Origin of the sequence: Allomuricauda sp. TY007 (assembly GCF_010468565.1) — a bacterium.
Lineage (GTDB): Bacteria > Bacteroidota > Bacteroidia > Flavobacteriales > Flavobacteriaceae > Flagellimonas.
This window is the reverse complement of the sequence record NZ_WUEG01000001.1, coordinates 15,146-33,490: the sequence shown is the minus strand read 5'-3', so window position 1 is coordinate 33,490 and position 18,345 is coordinate 15,146. Positions and strand designations below refer to the sequence as shown.

The following is an 18,345-nucleotide window of genomic DNA, read 5'->3' as shown; positions in this document are numbered from 1 at the left end:
AAATTATTTTCTATTGCAATTTCTCCACAATTTTTTTTGAAAGGATGCTTTTTTGTGGATTTGGATGCTTTGTAATCCTCTTTTAAAACAATACGCCAACCTTAAATTAAATATTTGCACGTATTTTTGACTCCATGTCAGATATCGATATCATTGGTCAGTATAGGGAGCAGTTTGTTACGCACTTACAAACAAGGACTAAGTTGGGGGAACCCAAGAATTTGTACGAACCCGTTCACTATATTTTAGGATTGGGAGGCAAACGGATGCGTCCCATACTTACTTTGATGACGGCCGAGGCCTTTGGCGTAAAAGCGGAGGATGCCTTGGATGCAGCATTGGCAGTGGAAATGTTCCACAATTTTTCGTTGGTGCACGATGATATTATGGATGATGCCCCGCTTCGACGCGGAAAAACAACGGTGCATGAAAGATGGGATGTTAATACAGGAATCCTTTCTGGTGACGCCATGTTGATCCTGTCCTATCAATTTTTTGAAAGCTACCCAGCGGAAACATACAAAGAACTCACAAAGTTGTTCAGTAAAACCGCATTGGAAGTATGCGAAGGCCAACAATACGATGTGGATTTTGAGACCCGGGACGATGTTACCATTCCGGAATATCTTAAAATGATAGAGTACAAGACTTCTGTGTTGGTCGCCGCTGCAATGAAGATGGGAGCCATTGTGGCCAATGCACCAAAAAAAGATGCCGATGCCATTTACGAGTTTGGACGCAATCTGGGCATTGCCTTTCAGTTGCAAGATGATTATTTGGATGCCTTTGGCGACCCCAAAACCTTTGGCAAACAGGTGGGGGGAGACATTATGGAGAACAAAAAGACCTATTTGTTCCTAAAATCGTTGGAAAAAGCCTCCAAAGATGATCAAGATGGCTTATTGCACCTGTATTCCATAAAACCTGAAGACTCCACAGCCAAAGTGGAGGCGGTGAAAACCATTTTTAAGGAAAGCGGGGCAGTTGAGGAAACCAAAAAAGCCATCCAAGATTTTACCCAAAAAGCATTTGATGCTTTGGCTGAAACAAATCTTCCCGATAAAAACAAAGCCTTGCTAAAGCAGTTTGGTAAAAGTTTGATGGAGCGAACCGTTTAAAACAGCCGTTTGAACAATGCGCTGATAAACGGCATCGGTTTGGGAGCGGTCACAATTTTTAGCTCTTCCCATAAATTGGTCTCGTTTTCGAGGAATTTTAGAATCAGGGAAGCCTTCCTTCTTTTGAACATGGACTCGAAAATTTCATGTCCCAAGTGATTGTTCTCGTACAGAATATCCAACAAAAGCATGTCGTAGAACATAAATCTGCTTCTTTGGTGAAACTCGGATAAAGGTTTGCCCGCTTTTAGGTGGCTTACCAACTTAGGCACTTGTTGACTCGTATTGTAAAAAGTATAACCTGTACTAGGTTTGGCCCAACCTCCCGCGATCCCAATATGAAAAACTCGGTTGGTATTGTGTTGATGAAACGGATAACAAGTCATTGGAATGCTGCCAAACTCGGTTTCCTGAATGGTGTATTGGGTATCGTTGTACTTCTCCTCGATATACATTTTGATGGACTCTTCGTATTCCGTTTTCTCCAACAGATGTTCCGAAAACAAAGTGTATTCCACCAAGGCTTCGGTTTCGGAAATCGGCAGCACATACATAAAGCGCGTGTTGCCTTTTTGGGGCACGGAGAAGTCCATAAAAGTAGCTTCGCCCGGATTAAAAACAGACTGGTCGGTTTTTAATTGCCATCCAAAAAAATGTTGTTGCAAAACGGGAAATTCCTTTTGTTTTGCTGGGATTGATGCATCGTACAAGCTAGTAAACACCTTTTTGCCCGTATAAATCTGTGATGGGGTGGTTACCAAAACCTCGTTCTCTTTCTCTTGCATATCGGTCACTTCTTCCTGAATCCAAGTAATGTTCGGATAGGTCTTTACCTTTGGTAAAAAGTGATTGTAAAAGTCAATACCGCGGAGCATTTTGTAGGTGTAGGGCGCAATGGAAGTGGATTTTTGAAGCTGTTGTCCGCCCACATAAATACTGTCCCAAGTTTTGTGGACCAAATCATCAAATGACCCTTTGCCCTGTTCCCAAAAGCACCAGGTACGATCATTTTGGGTTTTGTTGTCCTTGTCCAGTACCAAAATGGATTTGGAGGCAAAGAATTCATCCTTGCCCAAGGCATCGGCCAACAAAAGGCCAGCAGCTCCCGCTCCTATAATGATGTAATCGTAGTTGGGCATGATGTCAAAGATAGGGAGAGGAAGTGGATTTTTATTAGAGCTTATTGTTCAATGCATCCAAAAGATTGGGCAAATCATCCTCGATTATCTGCCATACTATTTCCAAGTCTATCCCAAAATATTCGTGAACAATACGATTTCTAAATCCTCTCAAGTGATCCCATTCAATATCTGGATTATTTGTTTTGTACTCTTCATCCAATCGATTGGCTGCTTCACCAATGATTTCAAAGTTTCTGATAACCGCATCAACTGTCATGCTATCATTTTCAAAATCATTAAAACCCATGTCTTTAGTGTAAAGCACGATTTTTTGTGCAGACTCAATCATGTCACCAATCAAAAGGTTATTATCTCTTTTAGACATAGATCAAGTCGGATAGGATAGTGTTCAGGTATTGCTCTTTGATACCCTTTTTGGAAACCAAATCTACTTTTAAACCCAAAGCTTTTTCAATCTCGTTAGCCAAATCGATAAATCTGATTCCTATTTTCCCATCAAACTCTACCATAATATCAACATCGCTGGTATCTGTTTGCTCATTGCGGGCATAGGAACCGAACAAGGCCATAGAAGCTATTGGGTAGCGCTCTTTTAAATGTACCTTAAGCTTTGAAAGCTTGTTTGTTATGTTTTGGGTTGTTTCCACACTCAAAGTTAACAATTCCGACTCAAAATATTCTTTTTTGGAATATTCTTGGAGTGAATTAAACTATTTTGGCATTAAAAAACCGTATACCGTAATCCAAAAAACCCACGAATGCCTTGGTTGGGGCCGTACACATAAGCGGGGTCAAAGGTAAGGGCGTAGGGATTGTTCGGTGTAGCGACGGCATTGCCATTGCTGTCAAAAGTCACTTCTTTGTCAAAAGGGTCGTTCGCACGGGCAATGATAAAGGGATTACCCTGGTTCGGAGTCCAGTCCAGCAGGTTTTTGATACCTCCGTACACTTCAAAATTATTTAACCCTTTGTAGGTAAACTGGATATTCTGAATGCTCCACGTAGGTGAATATTCCTGTCTCGGGTCCAGGTCACCCAAAAGCGGCAATCGCATCGGACCGTATAAATTTCCCGTGTAGTCCGCAGTCAATTTTAACGAGTGAAAGGTGTACGACAAATTCCACGTAGCGGTAATACTTTCGGTCAAAATCTGTTGTTGGGTCACTCCATTTTCGGTACTGCTCACATCTTGCCAAGTGGCCCCCACCATAATCTTTAGACTACTGGGGAAGACAATATCCAAGTTGGCGCTTACCCCTTGGGAAACCGATTTTCCATCCAGATTATCATAAATGATTTGATTGGGATTGGTCTCGTAATCCGGCAAAATAACGTTGGAAAAACGGGTATAGAACGCCGAAGCATCCAGCCCAATAAAAGTACCATTGTCACTGTAAATTTTCTTTAAATAGTTGATATTGACATTGACTGACCGTTCTGGCTTCAATTCTTCCGCGATGATAACTTCTCTGGAGCCTGTAAGTGCAGCGTGGTCTTCCGTAAACAAGTTCACTACGCGAAACCCGGTTCCTGCATTTACCCGAAAAATATCGTTATCGGAAATTTTCCATTTGTAAGCAGCTCGAGGAGTTAAAATATTGCCGTGCCGTTGATCGTAATCATACCTTAGCCCTGCCAAAAAGGAATGTTTCGGCGCAAAGCTATATTCGTCTTGAGCAAAGAGACTGGGAATCCAAATGTTGTCAGCTTCGGTGGTAGCAGGGGTATTGTCATCGTAATAATTATGCCGAACCGCGCTCCCAAACAGCAAATCGTGTTTGCCCGCAGTTTTGTCCCAAGTAAGCTGTGCAAAACCAATACGTTGGTCTGCCAAGTATTCCGTATCACCATACACCGAATTCTGGCTATGGTCATTATAGGAAAAAGACAAGAGGAACTTTTCTTCAAGCGGTAACTGATATTTCCCTAATACTTCCCATCTTCGGGTGTAGATGCTTTCGCCATAAATTTCATCGCCACCACGAAACTCCGGCGTCCATTGCATTTCGCCACCCCAACGGTCCTCATAAAAAAAGCGTCCCGCCAAAGAGAACAAACGGTTGTCGTTTCGCTCAAAATCCCATTTTTGAAAAATAGATATACGATCTTGTAGCGTCAAATCGGTAAAATTGTCGCCATTATTGTCTACGGGAACGTCATAATTAAAGTAGTTGAGTCCCAAAAGTAGGTTTGTTTTGTCTCCAACCGAGATTTTGCTGCCCACATCCAAATTGTACTCGCCCCAACCCGTGGCAAAGCCATCGGCAAAAAATTCGGGAGCGCTCAATGCATTTTTGGTGATGATGTTGATCAAACCACCAACCGCTTCACTACCATAAAGTGAGGATGCTGGACCTTTTACGATTTCAATCTGCTCAATCAAGGAATTGGGAATCCCCGTAAGGCCATAAACCGTTCCCAAACCACTAACAATCGGCATCCCGTCGATAAGGACAAGGGTATATGGCCCTTCTAATCCGTTGATGTGAATATCTCCCGTGTTGCACACATTGCAATTGATTTGCGGACGCACCCCGTTCACATTCTGGAGCGCATCAAAAACACTTGCAGTAGGATTCTTTTTAAGAAAAGTAGGGGAGTAGACCTCTACTGGAACAGGACTTTCCAAACGGCTTACAGGCTTTAGGGTCCCTGTTACCACGGTTTCATCCAAACTTTGTGCAGAGGGTTCCAGTTGTATGTTGATGGTTTTGGATTCATTGTTGCTTAAACTGATTTTGGTTTGATACGATTGATACCCCAAAGAGGTTACTAACAATACATAGTCGCCTGGCTGAACGTTTGCCAACTTAAAAAGACCATCAATATCCGTAGCAGCTCCTATTTTGGTTCCTTTCAACACCACATTTGTCAAGGGTATTGGTTCTCCGTTGTCCGTAACCTTTCCATTTAAAGATGCTGTTTGCCCAAAAGAACAGATGCTTATAAAACCAAGCAACAAAAAGACGATATGTCTACAAATTATTTTCAATGAATATAAAATTAAATTTAGACAAAACTAAAAATAGATTTTGTTAAATAAAAATGTATTTTTGGAAAAATATTTTTTGATGACTCGATCAGAGGAGAATTATTTAAAGACGATTTTTCATTTGGGTGGTGGCGATTCCAAGTCCATAACCACCAATGCCATTGCGGAGCAGATGGAAACAAAACCATCGTCCGTAACAGATATGGCCAAGAAATTATCGGAAAAAGGATTGGTGGATTATGTCCGGTACCAAGGCATTTCATTGACCGATGCAGGGGTAAAGACAGCTTTGTCCATCATTAGAAAGCACCGATTATGGGAGGTTTTTTTGGTGGAGAAATTGGATTTTACCTGGGATGAGGTGCACGAGGTAGCCGAGCAACTGGAACACATCAAAAGCGAAAAACTGATCGATAAGATTGATGAACTCCTGGATTTCCCTAAATATGACCCTCACGGCGATCCCATTCCCACCAAGGATGGAAAGTTTCAGGAACGTGATGAAAAATTGCTCAGCGAAATGCCCATCAATTCCAAAGGAATATGTGTGGGGGTAAAGGATTCATCCGTACCCTTTCTTAAGTTTTTGGACAAGAACAAAATAGCCTTGGGAAACACCATCACAATAATGGACAAGGAGGATTTTGACCATTCCCTTCGCATCCGAATGGAGGGGAAGGAAATGCGCATATCACATCAAATAGCATCTAATTTATATGTAAAAAAGAACGATTGATGGAACAAGTAATACACTATTTTGAACAGATCGACCCCGTTTTGGCTGCCCTTTATGCCACATTATTTACATGGGGGTTGACTGCCCTTGGTGCTGGGTTGGTTTTCTTTTTTAAAAATGCCAACCGAGCAGTATTGGATGGTATGTTGGGTTTTACAGGCGGCGTAATGGTCGCGGCAAGTTTTTGGAGCTTGTTGGCACCAGGCATTGAGATGAGTGAAGGGGAAGGCTTTGTAAAAGTTATTCCCGCAGCCGTTGGCTTTTTGCTTGGTGCGGGCTTTATTTTTGGTTTGGATAAAATTTTGCCCCACTTGCATATCAATTTTAAAATGAGCGAGGCCGAAGGGGTAAAGACACCTTGGCACAGGACCACTTTGCTCACTTTGGCCATAACCTTGCACAACATTCCCGAAGGATTGGCGGTAGGGGTGCTTTTCGGTAGTGTTGCAGCCGGTTTTGAAGGAGCCTCCATTGGTGGGGCCGTTGCTTTGGCCATTGGTATTGGGTTACAGAATTTCCCAGAAGGATTTGCTGTTGCCATGCCGCTACGTAGACATGGTCTCAGCCGAAGAAAAAGTTGGATGTACGGTCAGGCCTCGGCCTTGGTAGAACCTATTGCCGGTGTTTTGGGGGCTTGGGCCGTTCTTACTTTTGAGCCAATACTTCCATACGCACTTTCGTTTGCAGCGGGTGCCATGATTTTTGTGGTGGTGGAGGAGGTAATCCCCGAAACGCAACAAGACAAATACACCGATATCGCCACAATGGGTTTTATCGGTGGATTTATAATTATGATGACCTTGGATGTAGGACTGGGTTAAAAGCTATCCCCCGATCAAATCAAAAACACCCTTGGTCAAGAACTGATCGGTTTCGGTTAGTCCTGTTGAGATGATTTCGGTATACCCATCATAGGTGTTGCCTTGTTTTACCGCAACACGTTCAAAGGTGTATCCACCCCCTTCTTTATTCACCAATTTGAGTACGTAGGAGGTGCTCTCTGATTCAATTACCGCTTCTTCGGGCAATGATAGGGTTTTGATGGTGTCCGTCATAATTTTGGCATCCACGAACATACCTGGTAGAAAGTTTGCTTTTTCTTCGTGCTCTAGATGTCCGTGTACCTTAATGGATCTTTTCGCATCTTCAATTGAGGTGCCCACCAAATAAACTTCTGCATTAAAGGCATCTTCTGAAGCTTCTGGAATCCTGAACTGGATTTTTTGCCCTTTTTTAACCCTGAGTATGTCCTTTTCAAAAACAGTAAGCTCCAGGTGTACGTGACTATTATCCACGATTTCCAAAATTTCGGTAGCTGGCGAGACGTAGCTTCCCTTGGCAACGTTCATTTTTGTGATGCTTCCCGAGATAGGGGCATAAATGGCCGCTTGTGATGTAATGTTGCCCTGCTCTACATTACTGGGTGATATGTTCAGCATTTGCAATTGCTCCCGCAAGCCTTGGTAACGGGCCTTGGCTGTTTCATAATTACTCTTGGCCTGAAGAAAGTTCTTTTGCGAGGCGATTTTTTCTTCAAAAAGGGTTTGGTTTCTTTCAAACTCGGCTTTTAAAAAATCCAATTGGGTGAAAATCTCTAGATATTCCTGTTGCATTTTCAGGAATTCCTGATTTTCCAGAACTACTAAAAGCTGTCCCTTTTTTACTTGGTCACCGACCAGTAATGCGGTTTTTTTTACGAACCCCCCCATAAAGGCCGTTACACTAGCTCGGTTTTCGGGCGGTACATCTATCATCCCAGAAGTCTCTACCATTTTTGGGAAGGTTCTTTTTTCCATTGGACCAATAGTGAGGTCATTGGTATCGAATTGATCTTGTGTGACCACGATTCCTGTTTCTTCTCCTTGCCCTTCGGAAGCGGATTCTTTGTTGTTTTTATTGCCACAGCCCATCAATAGAAGGAAAACAGCGGCTATTTGAATTATATTTTTCATTGTTATAATGTTATTGTCAAGTAATTAATGGCGATTACGGTTTGATTGTATTGGTTGAGCACATCTAAATAATTCAGTTGGATGTCGTAGGCGTTTTCCAAGCTTTGGATGTACTGGAAAAAGTCGATTTCCCCATTTTGAAAGTTTCCGGAGGCCGCTTTCAAAATTTGATCGGAAAGAAGACCGCCTTCATCTTCGTAATAAGAAAGTTCTTTGGCCTGTTGTTCCAATTGCTCCCGCAAGGTTTTGTAACGCTGGTTCATCATAATAGTGATTTCGGTATTCTGCATCTCCGTAATCTTGGTCTGAATCTTGGATGATTTCACCTTGCTGCTATGTCCAAAGAAAAAAATCGGAATACGAACACCCAGCTGAATACCGTAAAGGGATGTTCCCAAGCCCTTGTTGGTTCCTTGAAAATATTCCAGGTTCAGGTCGGGCAGCAATCTGTTTTCCTCCAGACTTTTTTGGGCATTGCTCAGTTCTTGGCGCTTGTCCAAAAAAGAAGTTTCCGTTTCCAACATTCCTTGCATATTCAACACACTAAGTTTTTGTGGTTCTTCATCCACAATTTCCAAGGTGTCCCCACTTTGTACCAAGCTTACAATCTGATTATAAGTGGTGAGTAGTTGCTGTTGTATCTTGGAATAGGTGTTGGCAATTTGCCGTTGTTTGGCAGTAGCTGTTACCTTTTCCAGATAATTGGTCTCCCCGAGTTCAAAACGTCGGTTGGCTGCGTGCGCAAATTTGCTGTAAATACTGTCCAGCGAAGCGTAAAGCTTTGCTTTTTGGTTCAAGGTCTGGTATTGGTAGTATGCAATACTCAGGTTTTGGTACAGTTGCTTCTTTTTTATTTCAAACGACGATTTTTGAAGCTCATAGTTCGATTTTTGAAGCCTGTTCTTGGCACCATACACCGTAGGAAACTCAAACTGCTGCTGTGCCCCAAAAACCTTTAACGGTTCCCCGTTCAAGGCTAGGTTGTTCTCATCATACTGGTAGTAAATATCGGTTTTGTCAAACTCAAAAGCAGTTCCTTTAAGAGTTTTTGCCTGATCTACCAGTAAGGATTCGGCTTGTATTCCCTTATTGTTTTCAAGGGATAGCGCCATTAAATTTCCCAAATCCAATTTGGTTTGGGAAAATCCTGAAACTGAAATCAACAAAAGCAGGATTGTTAAGGTGTTCTTCCTTATTCTGCGTTCTTTCCTTCTTTTTCTCATTCCACGAAACTTAATATTGTGTGAATACGCATATAAAACGGGCAAAACCACCAAGGTGAGTAGGGTTGCCGTTACCAATCCACCGATGACCACTGTGGCCAAAGGTCGCTGTACTTCGGCCCCGGCGTTGGTGGAAACTGCCATGGGCAAGAAACCTAAAGCTGCGGCCGAGGCGGTCAACAAAACGGCACGGAGCCTGTCCTTTGTTCCTTGTTTGATGAGATCTTCCATGGAGTCAAAGTCCTTGCCTTTGAGTTCTTTGAAGTGCTCGATCAATACAATTCCGTTCAACACGGCAATACCGAATAATGCGATAAACCCAACACCAGCGGAGATACTAAATGGCATGTCCCGAAGCCAAAGCAAGAGTACGCCGCCCACTGCTGAAAGTGGAATGGCGGAAAAAATAAGCAAAGCTTCTTTAACAGAGCCAAAAGCAAAATAGAGCATAATAAAGATGAGCAACAGTGCAATGGGTACGGCAATCATCAATCTGGCTTTTGCATTTTGAAGATTTTCAAACTGCCCCCCGTAGGTGATGATGTACCCAGGCGGCAAAGTGATGTTATCATCGATTAAAAGTTGCACATCGTCTACAACGGATTGAAGGTCACGGTTCCTTACGTTGATACCGACAACGATACGTCTTTGGGTGTCATCACGGGATATTTTGGCTGCCCCTTTTTGATAGGTAATCACGGCCAGTTCGCTCATCGGGATTTTTCCACCATTGGGAATATCCACATACAGGTTTTTCAGGTTGGAAATATCTTTACGGTTTTCGGAATCCAAACGAACGGCCATATCAAATTGGCGTTCGCCCTCGAATACACTACCTACGACCTTGCCTGCAAAGCCCATGGAAATCATTTCGTTGAGGTCGGCAATATTAAGTCCATGGCGTGCAATTTTGGCACGATCAAAAGAAACGTTCATTTGAGGCAAGCCTTCCACTTTTTCCACTACAATATCGGATGCTCCCTCTACATTTTGGATGAGATCTTTGATCTCATTGGCCTTTTTGTTCAATGTTTCCAAGTTTTCACCAAAAATCTTAATAGCGATGTCCGCCCGTACCCCGGTAATCAATTCATTGAAACGCATTTCAATAGGCTGGGTAAACTCAAGTTCCATGCCCGGAATTACAGCAAGGGCTTCTTTAAACTTATCTGCCAACTCATCCTTGGTTTCCGCGGATACCCATTCATCTTTGGGTTTAAGGGAAATTATCACATCACTTTCTTCCATGGACATGGGGTCGGTGGGCACCTCTGCGGCACCTATGCGGCTTACCACTTGTTTTACCTCGGGGAACCGATCTAAAAGGATTTGTTCCATTTTGGTCGTGGTTTCCACGGTTTTGGTCAAAGTGGTACCTGTTTTTAGCACAGGTTGAATCACAAAATCCCCTTCGTCCAAGGTGGGCACAAATTCACCTCCCATAGAGGAGAACAACAAAATGGCTCCTATTAATAGAGCGCCAGCTACTGAAAGCACGAGTTTTTTACTTTTCAGGGCCCATTCGATAACTGGTTCGTATTGTTTGTTGATCCAGTTGACCAAACGTGTGGAGATACTTTTTGCTGATTCCTTGGATGGTTTTAGGAACATGGCCGATGCAACGGGCACATAAGTAAAGCACAAAAGGATTGCCCCCAATAAGGCAAAGCTAAACGTTAGAGCCATGGGCTTGAACATTTTACCTTCTACACCGCTTAACGATAGAATAGGAATGAACACGATCAAGATGATAAGCTGCCCGAAAACTGCGGAGTTCATCATTTTTGCGGCACCTTTTAGGGTGATGTCATCTTTGATGGATTGTGTTTCGTTCTTGCCCAGATTGGCAATCTCTGCTTTCTTTTGGGTGATTTGGAAAGCAATATATTCCACAATGATCACGGCTCCGTCTATAATAATTCCAAAATCAATCGCGCCAAGGCTCAACAAGTTGGCATCCACCCCAAAAATATTCATCAGGGTGAGTGCAAACAGCAGACATAGCGGAATAACTGATGCCACTACAAGACCCGAACGCCAGTTGCCCAAGAGCAAAACCACTACAAAAATGACAATCAAACAACCCAAGACCAAGTTTTCGGTCACCGTGAAGGTTGTCCTCCCGATTAATTCACTACGGTCCAAAAACGGATTAATGTAAACGCCTTCGGGCAAGGATTTGGAAATGGTAGCAACTCGTTCCTTAACGGCTTCGATTACCCGTTTGGAATCTGCATCCTTCAGCATCATAATTTGCCCAAGGACTTTCTCGCCCTCACCGTTGCCGGTTATTGCACCAAAGCGTGGTGCACTGCCAAAACCAACTTTAGCTATGTCCTTAATGTAAATAGGGATGCTATTTCGGGTCGTTACCACTATATTTTCAATATCTGAGAGATTGCTTACCAACCCTTCACCACGAATAAAATAGGCTTGGTTCACTTTTTCAATATAGCCGCCACCGGTAACGCTATTGTTTTTTTCCAAAGCGGTGAACACTTCTTTGGCGGTAATGTTGAAGGCGTTCAATTTTTGGGTTTGAATGGCCACTTCATATTGTTTTAGGTGACCTCCCCAGGTATTGACCTCCACTACACCTGGGATTCCAGAAAGCTGACGTTTTACGATCCAATCTTGAATGGTCCTGAGCTCCGTGGAATTGTACTGATCCTTGTACTCAGGTTCCACATCCAAAATATATTGATATATCTCGCCCAAGCCAGTTGTGATGGGTCCCATTTCTGGGGAGCCAAACCCTTCGGGTATACGGCTGGATGCAGACTTGATTTTTTCAGCAATAAGTTGTCTGGGCAAATAGGTGCCCATATCATCTTCGAATACGATGGTCACAACCGACAACCCAAACTTGGAAACCGAACGGATTTCCTTAACACCGGGGAGGTTTGCCATTTCCAACTCTATGGGGTAAGTGACAAACTTCTCCATATCCTGTGTGGAGAGACTATTGGAAGTGGTCAGTACCTGAACCTGGTTGTTGGTAATATCGGGTACGGCGCCGATGGGTATTTGTGACAGGGAGTATAACCCCACAAGGGCTATAGCTGCTGTAAATAGAAGAACAATAAACTTGTTCTTAATACTAAAGTTGATAATTTTTGAAAACATGATTCATAGAAATAATAGCATTATTAAAGTGGAATAAGGCTTGCGAAAAGTGTCCAGCAAAGCTGAAATACTATGAATTATGCGTGTTTGGGCGGCTGGAAAGGGCCATCTCCCCAAACAAGGGAGTAAGACATTTGGTAGTGGAAATTTCCTTTGGTAGCTAAGGGTATTTCGGAGCGGGAGTCGATGAGACTGTCCGTACTATGAACAAAAACATGTGTCTGTGTACAATGGGATTGGTGCTGAAAGGGCAGTTTTTCATGCTCCTTTTGTTCCTCTTGGTGTTTTTCGCTGTGGTCGGCTTTGAGTTCCCCGTAGTGCTTGGAAACAAAAATCATAAAGTCATCACCATATTCCTCGTTGTGGAATTGGTAGTGCTCAACAAGCTGCTCAAGTTCCACCAAATCCTTAAAATGGATGTTGGCCCCCTGGAGCAGAATGAGCAAGGATATCCCTATGGTGATAATTTTGTTCATCCTAACAACGTAAAATTACGAAGAATACGTTATTGGGTAAATGGTTGACTGTTAATTTAGAATGAGTCTGATTCTTAAAAAACCATGAGGCCCTATTGGGCCTCGATGGTTGAAATTCCGTTGTCTTTTAAAATAGCATTTATTTTTGGAAGCTCTTTGTCCAATGTGTTGTTCAGCTTGGCCATGTGGCCGTCCAACTCTGCTGTAAGCTCATCAAATACCACATAAGCGGCATCCGTGGGTCTGGCATCTCCGTTTTCAATGCTTCTTTGCAGGGCATTGAACCTGTTGTTCAATTTGATGGGAAAGTTCAATGGATCTTGCCCCGATTGGTTTTTGGTTTGATAAAGGTCTTCCTCAATCTCTGTGAGGGTTCCCATAAAATCTTTGGAAAGCTTCGTAAACTTTCTACTGGAAACGCCTTTGCCCAAACTATCCAATTGTTTGTGGATGCTTCTGATTTGAATCACAGCTTCGTTGGCAATGGTAGCTTTGTCGGTTATTTTGGAAGCCAATTCAAACTGTTTTTGAAGGTCTTCCGCAGTGATTCCTTTCAAGTTCGGGTCCATTTCAATTTTAAATGGATAGCTTTTAATGACTTCGTCGCCCACTTTCATTTGTACAGTATAGGAGCCAAGAGGTGCTTTTGGACCGGTGGAGGCCGAGGCGCCCCAAATAATGATTCCATCAAAAGTGGTTGGCCCAGGATATCTTAGGTTCCAAGTAAAGGTATTGATACCTTTTGCCGTAGTGGGCTTGGTACTGTTCCCTCGACTCCACCAAGATGCATTGTCGTCCTTTTCATATTTAGGTTGGTTGCCACCAAAAGATTCGATAAGCTTATTGTCTGCATCAAAAATTGAAAAAGTGACTGTATCTACCTCTTCTTCCAAATAGTATTGGAAGTTAGCGTTGTAAATGCCCCTAATCGCATCCGTCGGTTTAAAAAGCACATTTTTTTCACTTTTTAGGTCTTCGGAATATTCCCTAAAGGGTTGGATGTCGTCCAAAATCCAGAATCCTCTACCGTGAGAGCCCAAAACCACATCGTTGTCCTTGATCACCAAATCCCTGATCGGGGTATCGGGCAGGTTCAATTGGAGCGATTGCCATTCCTTACCATCATTTATGGAGAAATAAACCCCGTGTTCTGTAGCCAGGAATAAAAGGCCTTCTCTCTTGTGGTCTTCGCGGATAGCTCTGGCAAAGTGTCCATCCTCTATACCTGTAATGATTTTTGTCCAGGTTTTCCCATAATCGTGTGTTTTAAAAACATAGGGTGCCCTGTCATCTACTTGGTATCTGTTGGCCGCCACATACAAGGTGCCTGGATTGTGGATAGATTCTTCAATAATGCTCACCCTTGAATATTTAGGAAGCTCTTCGGGGGTAATATCTTTCCAGTTTTCACCACCATCTCTTGTGATGTGGATTTTTCCATCATCAGAACCGGCCCAAATGGTATTGATATCGTGATTGGAAGGAGCCAAAGCAAACACAGTTGCATAAATCTCTGGACCGTTCATGTCCATGGTGATCACACCCCCTGTCTTGCCCAAAGTTTCTGGGTCGGCATAGGTAAGGTCTGGACTTATTTTTTCCCAGGTCTGTCCGTCGTTTGTTGTTTTCCAAACGTGTTGGGAACAGGTGTACATTACATTCGGGTCTTTTGGTGCGAACATGATGGGGAAGGTCCATTGCCAACGCTCTGGTAGTGCACTTGCTGGTTCGCCTGAGAAAAAACGTGGATACACTTGAATATCCCTGACCTGACCGTTGCTGCGGTCGTAACGTGTTAAAAGAGCTCCTTGGCTTCCTGCATAAAAAATATCGGGGTTGGTCGGGCTTTGTGTAATCCAACCGCTTTCACCACCACCTACGGCATAATACCAGCCATGATTGGGTCCGCGAGCTTGTTTAAAATCCCACCCATCGCTGGGCATGGCCAAAGTGGAATTGTCCTGCTGAGCCCCCACGACGTGATAAGGAACATCACTGGTGGCCATCACGTGATAAAACTGTGACGTTGGATAATCTTGCTCGGTCCACGTTTTACCCCCATTAATACTAACTACACCACCTCCGTCATTCGAATTTATCATTCTGTTCGGATTGTTAGGATCTATCCACAGGTCGTGGTTGTCGCTATGGGGTGTTTCTATTTTTTCATCAAATGTTTTTCCTCCATCGGTAGATTTAAAGAATCCTACATTCAGCCCATAGACCACATCTTTGTCCTTGGGATCGGCATAAATTCTGGAGTAGTAAAAAGCACGTTGTCTCAGTTTACGTTCGTTGTTGGTGAGTTCCCAAGTTTTACCGGCATCATCAGAACGGAAAACGCCCCCTTCGTTGGCCTCTACAATGGCCCAAACACGGTTGGAATCTGCTGGGGAAACGGTTACCCCAATTTTGCCAATGGGTCCTTTGGGCATTCCCGGGTTTTCGGTAAGGTCCGTCCAAGTTTCTCCACCATCGGTAGATTTCCAAAGTTTACTATCTGGACCACCGCCCCACATTTTCCATGCTTTACGGTACACTTGCCATGTGCTGGCATAAAGGACATTGGGATTGTTTCGGTCTATGATCAAATCGGCAGCACCTGCTTTGTCGCTTACGTAAAGGACTTTTTTCCAAGTTTTGCCCCCATCAACGGATTTAAAGACACCGCGTTCTTCATTTTCGCCATACGGGTGACCCAATGCGGCAACGTAGACAATGTCTTCATTGGTCGGGTCTACTCGAACTCTGGATATGGCTTGGGTCTCTTCCAACCCTAGGTGTGTCCAAGTTTCTCCGCCGTCCGTTGTTTTGTAAACACCATCACCTTGTGTGATGCTACCACGTAACTGGGTTTCTCCCATACCGATGTAAACCACATCCGGATTGGTTTCGGCTACGGCCACAGCTCCCACGGAAGAGCTTGTTATTTGTCCATCGGTAACACATTTCCATGTATTTCCACCGTCTTTTGTTTTCCATAGGCCTCCTCCTGTGGCTCCAAAATAATATTCGTTGGGTCTGGATGGACTTCCGGCGCACCCTAAGGTTCTTCCACCACGGTCCGGGCCAATATTCCTCCATGTAAAACCGCTGTAAAAGCTGGTGTCAACAGTAATGGGGGATGCATTTTGTGAGTAAATAAACAGTGTTGAAAGAAACATGGAAAGTAGCATCCACATTTTTGATGAGGTCGTTGGTATTCTCATGAAGTCAAGGTTGGTTATGAGTAGTTAGAATAAAGCTTGAATTTACTCAAACTTTTTGAATTGGATAAGTATTCCAATCATAGTTCTGGATCGTCATAATCAATCCCTGGTGGATTAAAGAGTCCCCAACGATCCAGTGAATAGTTCCAAGGGTCGAAAGTTTGAACCCATTCTGCAAACAAGATCCTGAATTCCTCAATTTCTTTTCGTAACAATTCAAGATACTCGGTATGTTTAAAACCCCACATTTCCAATCCTGAACAACCAGTCTGGACTTCGCGGGCTGCTTTTCTGATGATAGTGGCGTTTTCCATACGGATTGCATAAAGGTCGCCTCCTTCGGCACCTGCTATTTTTGGACATATAAGCATGGCATCGTTACGCAGTTGTTCGGCATGGTGACGCAACAGGCCCAGTTCTGTTTCTTCGAGAGATGCATACTCCTCTTCATCATTTACCAAGGAAGCGATTTTATCTGCCAGGTCAAAAATGAGCCACCCTTTTTTGTAAATGGGCATTTTTTCAAATTCTTCTCGGCTTTTGCCAGGTTCATCGTCGTCTTCGAACATGGTTTTTAATGGTTTAGCTGTTGTAAAATTAGTCCGTAATCGTGTTGCAAATCATCATGAAGTAACGGAATTTTTTTGTTGATGTACTCCAACTGTCTATTATATAGGTTTTTAAGGGTTGTGTTCCTGTTGATAGATGGCCGGAAAGATTTCAGTTTCTCACAGAAGTACAGCAACAGTTCCACCTCAGTGGCTTTATTTCCCGAATAGCGGATATACTTTTTGATGGTCCGAAGTATTTTTCGAACACTTTTTTTAATGTAGAAATAGCTGTTCACATTGATTTCGGAGAACATTTCATCCACCTCTTCTTTTACGGTTTCTATGTATCCTTCCTCATTATCAGATTCAAAAAGCAAATAGGTAAGGAGTTCCTTGTTTTCTTTTTTGAATCGGGCCAATCGCAAACAAAGTTGCATTGTTTCTTCTTGCGATTTAAATTTCAGTTCTTTTTTTAGTTGTGCAACGGTGGCAGCCTTCATAATTAATTATCTTAAATAAGAGGCCCCGTTTACATCAATTATGGTCCCAGAAGAATAGGCTGCCCCAGGTGATGCCAAAAATAAAATGGCATGGGCCACTTCTTCGGGTTGGGCCATTCGTTTAAACGGGGATTCACGGAGCAGATTTTCGCGCTCGACGGGGGTAAGTGTTTCTTTGGCCATTTCGGTTTCGGTAAACCCAGGTGCAACAACTCCAACATAAATGTTGTGCGGCGCCAGTTTTTTGGCCAGGGATTGACTCATGGAATTCAACGCGGCTTTACTGGCCCCGTAGGCTGGTTTTGTGGGTTCTCCGCGAAAAGCACCACGGGAGGAAACGCATACAATATGCCCGCCCCCGGTTTTCATCATGGCTTTTGCACTCCAATAACACAAATTGGCCACAGCAAAAAGGTTGGTTTCAAAAGTTTTTTCCCAAGCATGGGTCCAGTGGTCAAAATCGACCTTGTCTATTTCGTGAAAAATGGAAATGCCGGCATTGTTCACCAAAACGTCCAAATGACCATATATTTTTACAAAATCATCAATGAGAGTTTCGGTTTCTGCCTTTTGGGAAATGTCCCTTTTAAAAAGATGGTGTCCGTTCCCTGGCAATTCTGCCAAGGTTTGTTGGGCAATTTCATCATTGCTTCTGTAGTTGATGCCCACTTTGGCGCCTTTTTTGGCAAATGCCATGGCAGTTGCTTTTCCAATGCCCCGAGATGCTCCCGTAATCAGTACGTTTTTTCCTGTAAAATCCATAAACAGTGCTTAATACTTCAAATATACTAGGATCGTAGCTTCTTGACCCTTAAAAAGAATTGAACTACCTTTAAATCTTACCAAATAGTATTTGACTGTAAGACAGATGGGCAAAAGAAAAAGACATTGGTCGTGGAACGTTTTGATTGTTATAACCGTGATATTTTGTGTTCTTGCTTTTGTGGAGCACTATAAAAACTGGCACAAGATTGAAGAAGGCAACCTGAAAATATTCTCTGGTATCTATTATCAAAAAATACCTTTGTCCGAGTTGGACAGTGTATTGATGGTGGACAAGTTGCCCGAAATGGAACGCTCCAGCGGGTTTTCCTGGATGGAAAGGGAAAAAGGAGTTTTCAAGGACTCGATCGCAAATACCAAAGTTTATGTTTTTGTGGATGACCTATATCAACAAAAGATAAAGGTGGTGCACCACGATTCCCTTAAACTGTACCTGAATCTTAAGGACAGTCTGGAAACCCAAAAATTATATGCTATTTTGCAGCGTAATTTGCTGGGTGAAACTGAGCCGCCCAAATAACTCCCTAAATAGTCCTG

15 protein-coding genes are annotated in these 18,345 nt (G+C 43.1%); 4 read left to right on the top strand and 11 right to left on the bottom strand.

Going from position 1 to position 18,345, the window contains the following annotated elements; all coding sequences use genetic code 11:
* The first annotated feature begins 134 nt into the window (after positions 1-134).
* Entirely contained in the window at positions 135-1,118 is a 984-nt protein-coding gene (locus tag GO009_RS00135) for a polyprenyl synthetase family protein (protein WP_163624126.1), read from the top strand.
* Here the strand turns inward: GO009_RS00135 and GO009_RS00130 are convergent.
* The 4 genes from GO009_RS00130 to GO009_RS00115 all read right to left on the bottom strand — a co-directional run bounded on the left by GO009_RS00130 (position 1,115) and on the right by GO009_RS00115 (position 5,252).
* The gene (locus tag GO009_RS00130; RefSeq protein WP_163624125.1) at positions 1,115-2,257 is read right to left on the bottom strand and encodes a lycopene cyclase family protein; all 1,143 of its coding nucleotides are present in this window, start codon (positions 2,255-2,257) and stop codon (positions 1,115-1,117) included. The genes GO009_RS00135 and GO009_RS00130 overlap by 4 nt on opposite strands.
* A 34-nt stretch (positions 2,258-2,291) precedes the next feature.
* Positions 2,292-2,624: a DUF86 domain-containing protein gene (locus GO009_RS00125; RefSeq protein ID WP_163624124.1), complete on the bottom strand. Its 333-nt coding sequence runs from the start codon at positions 2,622-2,624 to the stop codon at positions 2,292-2,294.
* Positions 2,617-2,907, bottom strand: a complete 291-nt coding sequence (locus tag GO009_RS00120; RefSeq protein ID WP_163624123.1) for a nucleotidyltransferase family protein — start codon at positions 2,905-2,907, stop codon at positions 2,617-2,619. Before GO009_RS00120 ends, GO009_RS00125 begins: the two co-directional genes overlap by 8 nt.
* Before the next feature lie 74 nt (positions 2,908-2,981).
* Positions 2,982-5,252 carry a TonB-dependent receptor gene (locus GO009_RS00115; RefSeq protein ID WP_163624122.1) on the bottom strand — a complete coding sequence of 757 codons (2,271 nt, stop codon included), beginning with the start codon at positions 5,250-5,252 and terminating at the stop codon, positions 2,982-2,984.
* A gap of 79 nt (positions 5,253-5,331) precedes the next feature.
* On the opposite strand from GO009_RS00115, the gene GO009_RS00110 reads away from it, so the two are divergent.
* Both GO009_RS00110 and GO009_RS00105 read left to right on the top strand, forming a co-directional pair.
* Complete coding sequence (locus tag GO009_RS00110; RefSeq protein ID WP_203532226.1) at positions 5,332-5,988, top strand: metal-dependent transcriptional regulator; 657 nt, start codon at positions 5,332-5,334, stop codon at positions 5,986-5,988.
* Positions 5,988-6,809 carry a ZIP family metal transporter gene (locus GO009_RS00105; RefSeq protein WP_163624121.1) on the top strand — a complete coding sequence of 274 codons (822 nt, stop codon included), beginning with the start codon at positions 5,988-5,990 and terminating at the stop codon, positions 6,807-6,809. The genes GO009_RS00110 and GO009_RS00105 overlap by 1 nt, the downstream gene beginning before the upstream one ends.
* 3 nt (positions 6,810-6,812) lie before the next feature.
* On the opposite strand, the gene GO009_RS00100 is transcribed toward GO009_RS00105, so the two are convergent.
* From GO009_RS00100 to GO009_RS00070, 7 genes are all read right to left on the bottom strand, one after another.
* Positions 6,813-7,940, bottom strand: a complete 1,128-nt coding sequence (locus tag GO009_RS00100) for an efflux RND transporter periplasmic adaptor subunit (RefSeq protein ID WP_163624120.1) — start codon at positions 7,938-7,940, stop codon at positions 6,813-6,815.
* Between the two features lie 2 nt (positions 7,941-7,942).
* Positions 7,943-12,289 carry a CusA/CzcA family heavy metal efflux RND transporter gene (locus tag GO009_RS00095; RefSeq protein WP_163624119.1) on the bottom strand — a complete coding sequence of 1,449 codons (4,347 nt, stop codon included), beginning with the start codon at positions 12,287-12,289 and terminating at the stop codon, positions 7,943-7,945.
* A 77-nt stretch (positions 12,290-12,366) separates the two neighbouring features.
* Positions 12,367-12,765, bottom strand: a complete 399-nt coding sequence (locus GO009_RS00090; RefSeq protein WP_163624118.1) for a hypothetical protein — start codon at positions 12,763-12,765, stop codon at positions 12,367-12,369.
* Between the two features lie 92 nt (positions 12,766-12,857).
* The gene (locus GO009_RS00085) at positions 12,858-15,974 is read right to left on the bottom strand and encodes a glycosyl hydrolase (RefSeq protein WP_163624117.1); all 3,117 of its coding nucleotides are present in this window, start codon (positions 15,972-15,974) and stop codon (positions 12,858-12,860) included.
* A gap of 77 nt (positions 15,975-16,051) precedes the next feature.
* Entirely contained in the window at positions 16,052-16,543 is a 492-nt protein-coding gene (locus tag GO009_RS00080) for a hypothetical protein (RefSeq protein ID WP_163624116.1), read from the bottom strand.
* A gap of 5 nt (positions 16,544-16,548) precedes the next feature.
* Entirely contained in the window at positions 16,549-17,025 is a 477-nt protein-coding gene (locus GO009_RS00075; RefSeq protein WP_163624115.1) for a hypothetical protein, read from the bottom strand.
* A 6-nt stretch (positions 17,026-17,031) separates the two neighbouring features.
* On the bottom strand, positions 17,032-17,787 hold the full coding sequence (locus tag GO009_RS00070) for an SDR family NAD(P)-dependent oxidoreductase (protein WP_163624114.1): 756 nt from the start codon (positions 17,785-17,787) through the stop codon (positions 17,032-17,034).
* A 106-nt stretch (positions 17,788-17,893) separates the two neighbouring features.
* Between GO009_RS00070 and GO009_RS00065 the strand changes: the two genes are divergently transcribed.
* On the top strand, positions 17,894-18,328 hold the full coding sequence (locus GO009_RS00065) for a hypothetical protein (RefSeq protein ID WP_163624113.1): 435 nt from the start codon (positions 17,894-17,896) through the stop codon (positions 18,326-18,328).
* Positions 18,329-18,345: the final 17 nt, after the last annotated feature.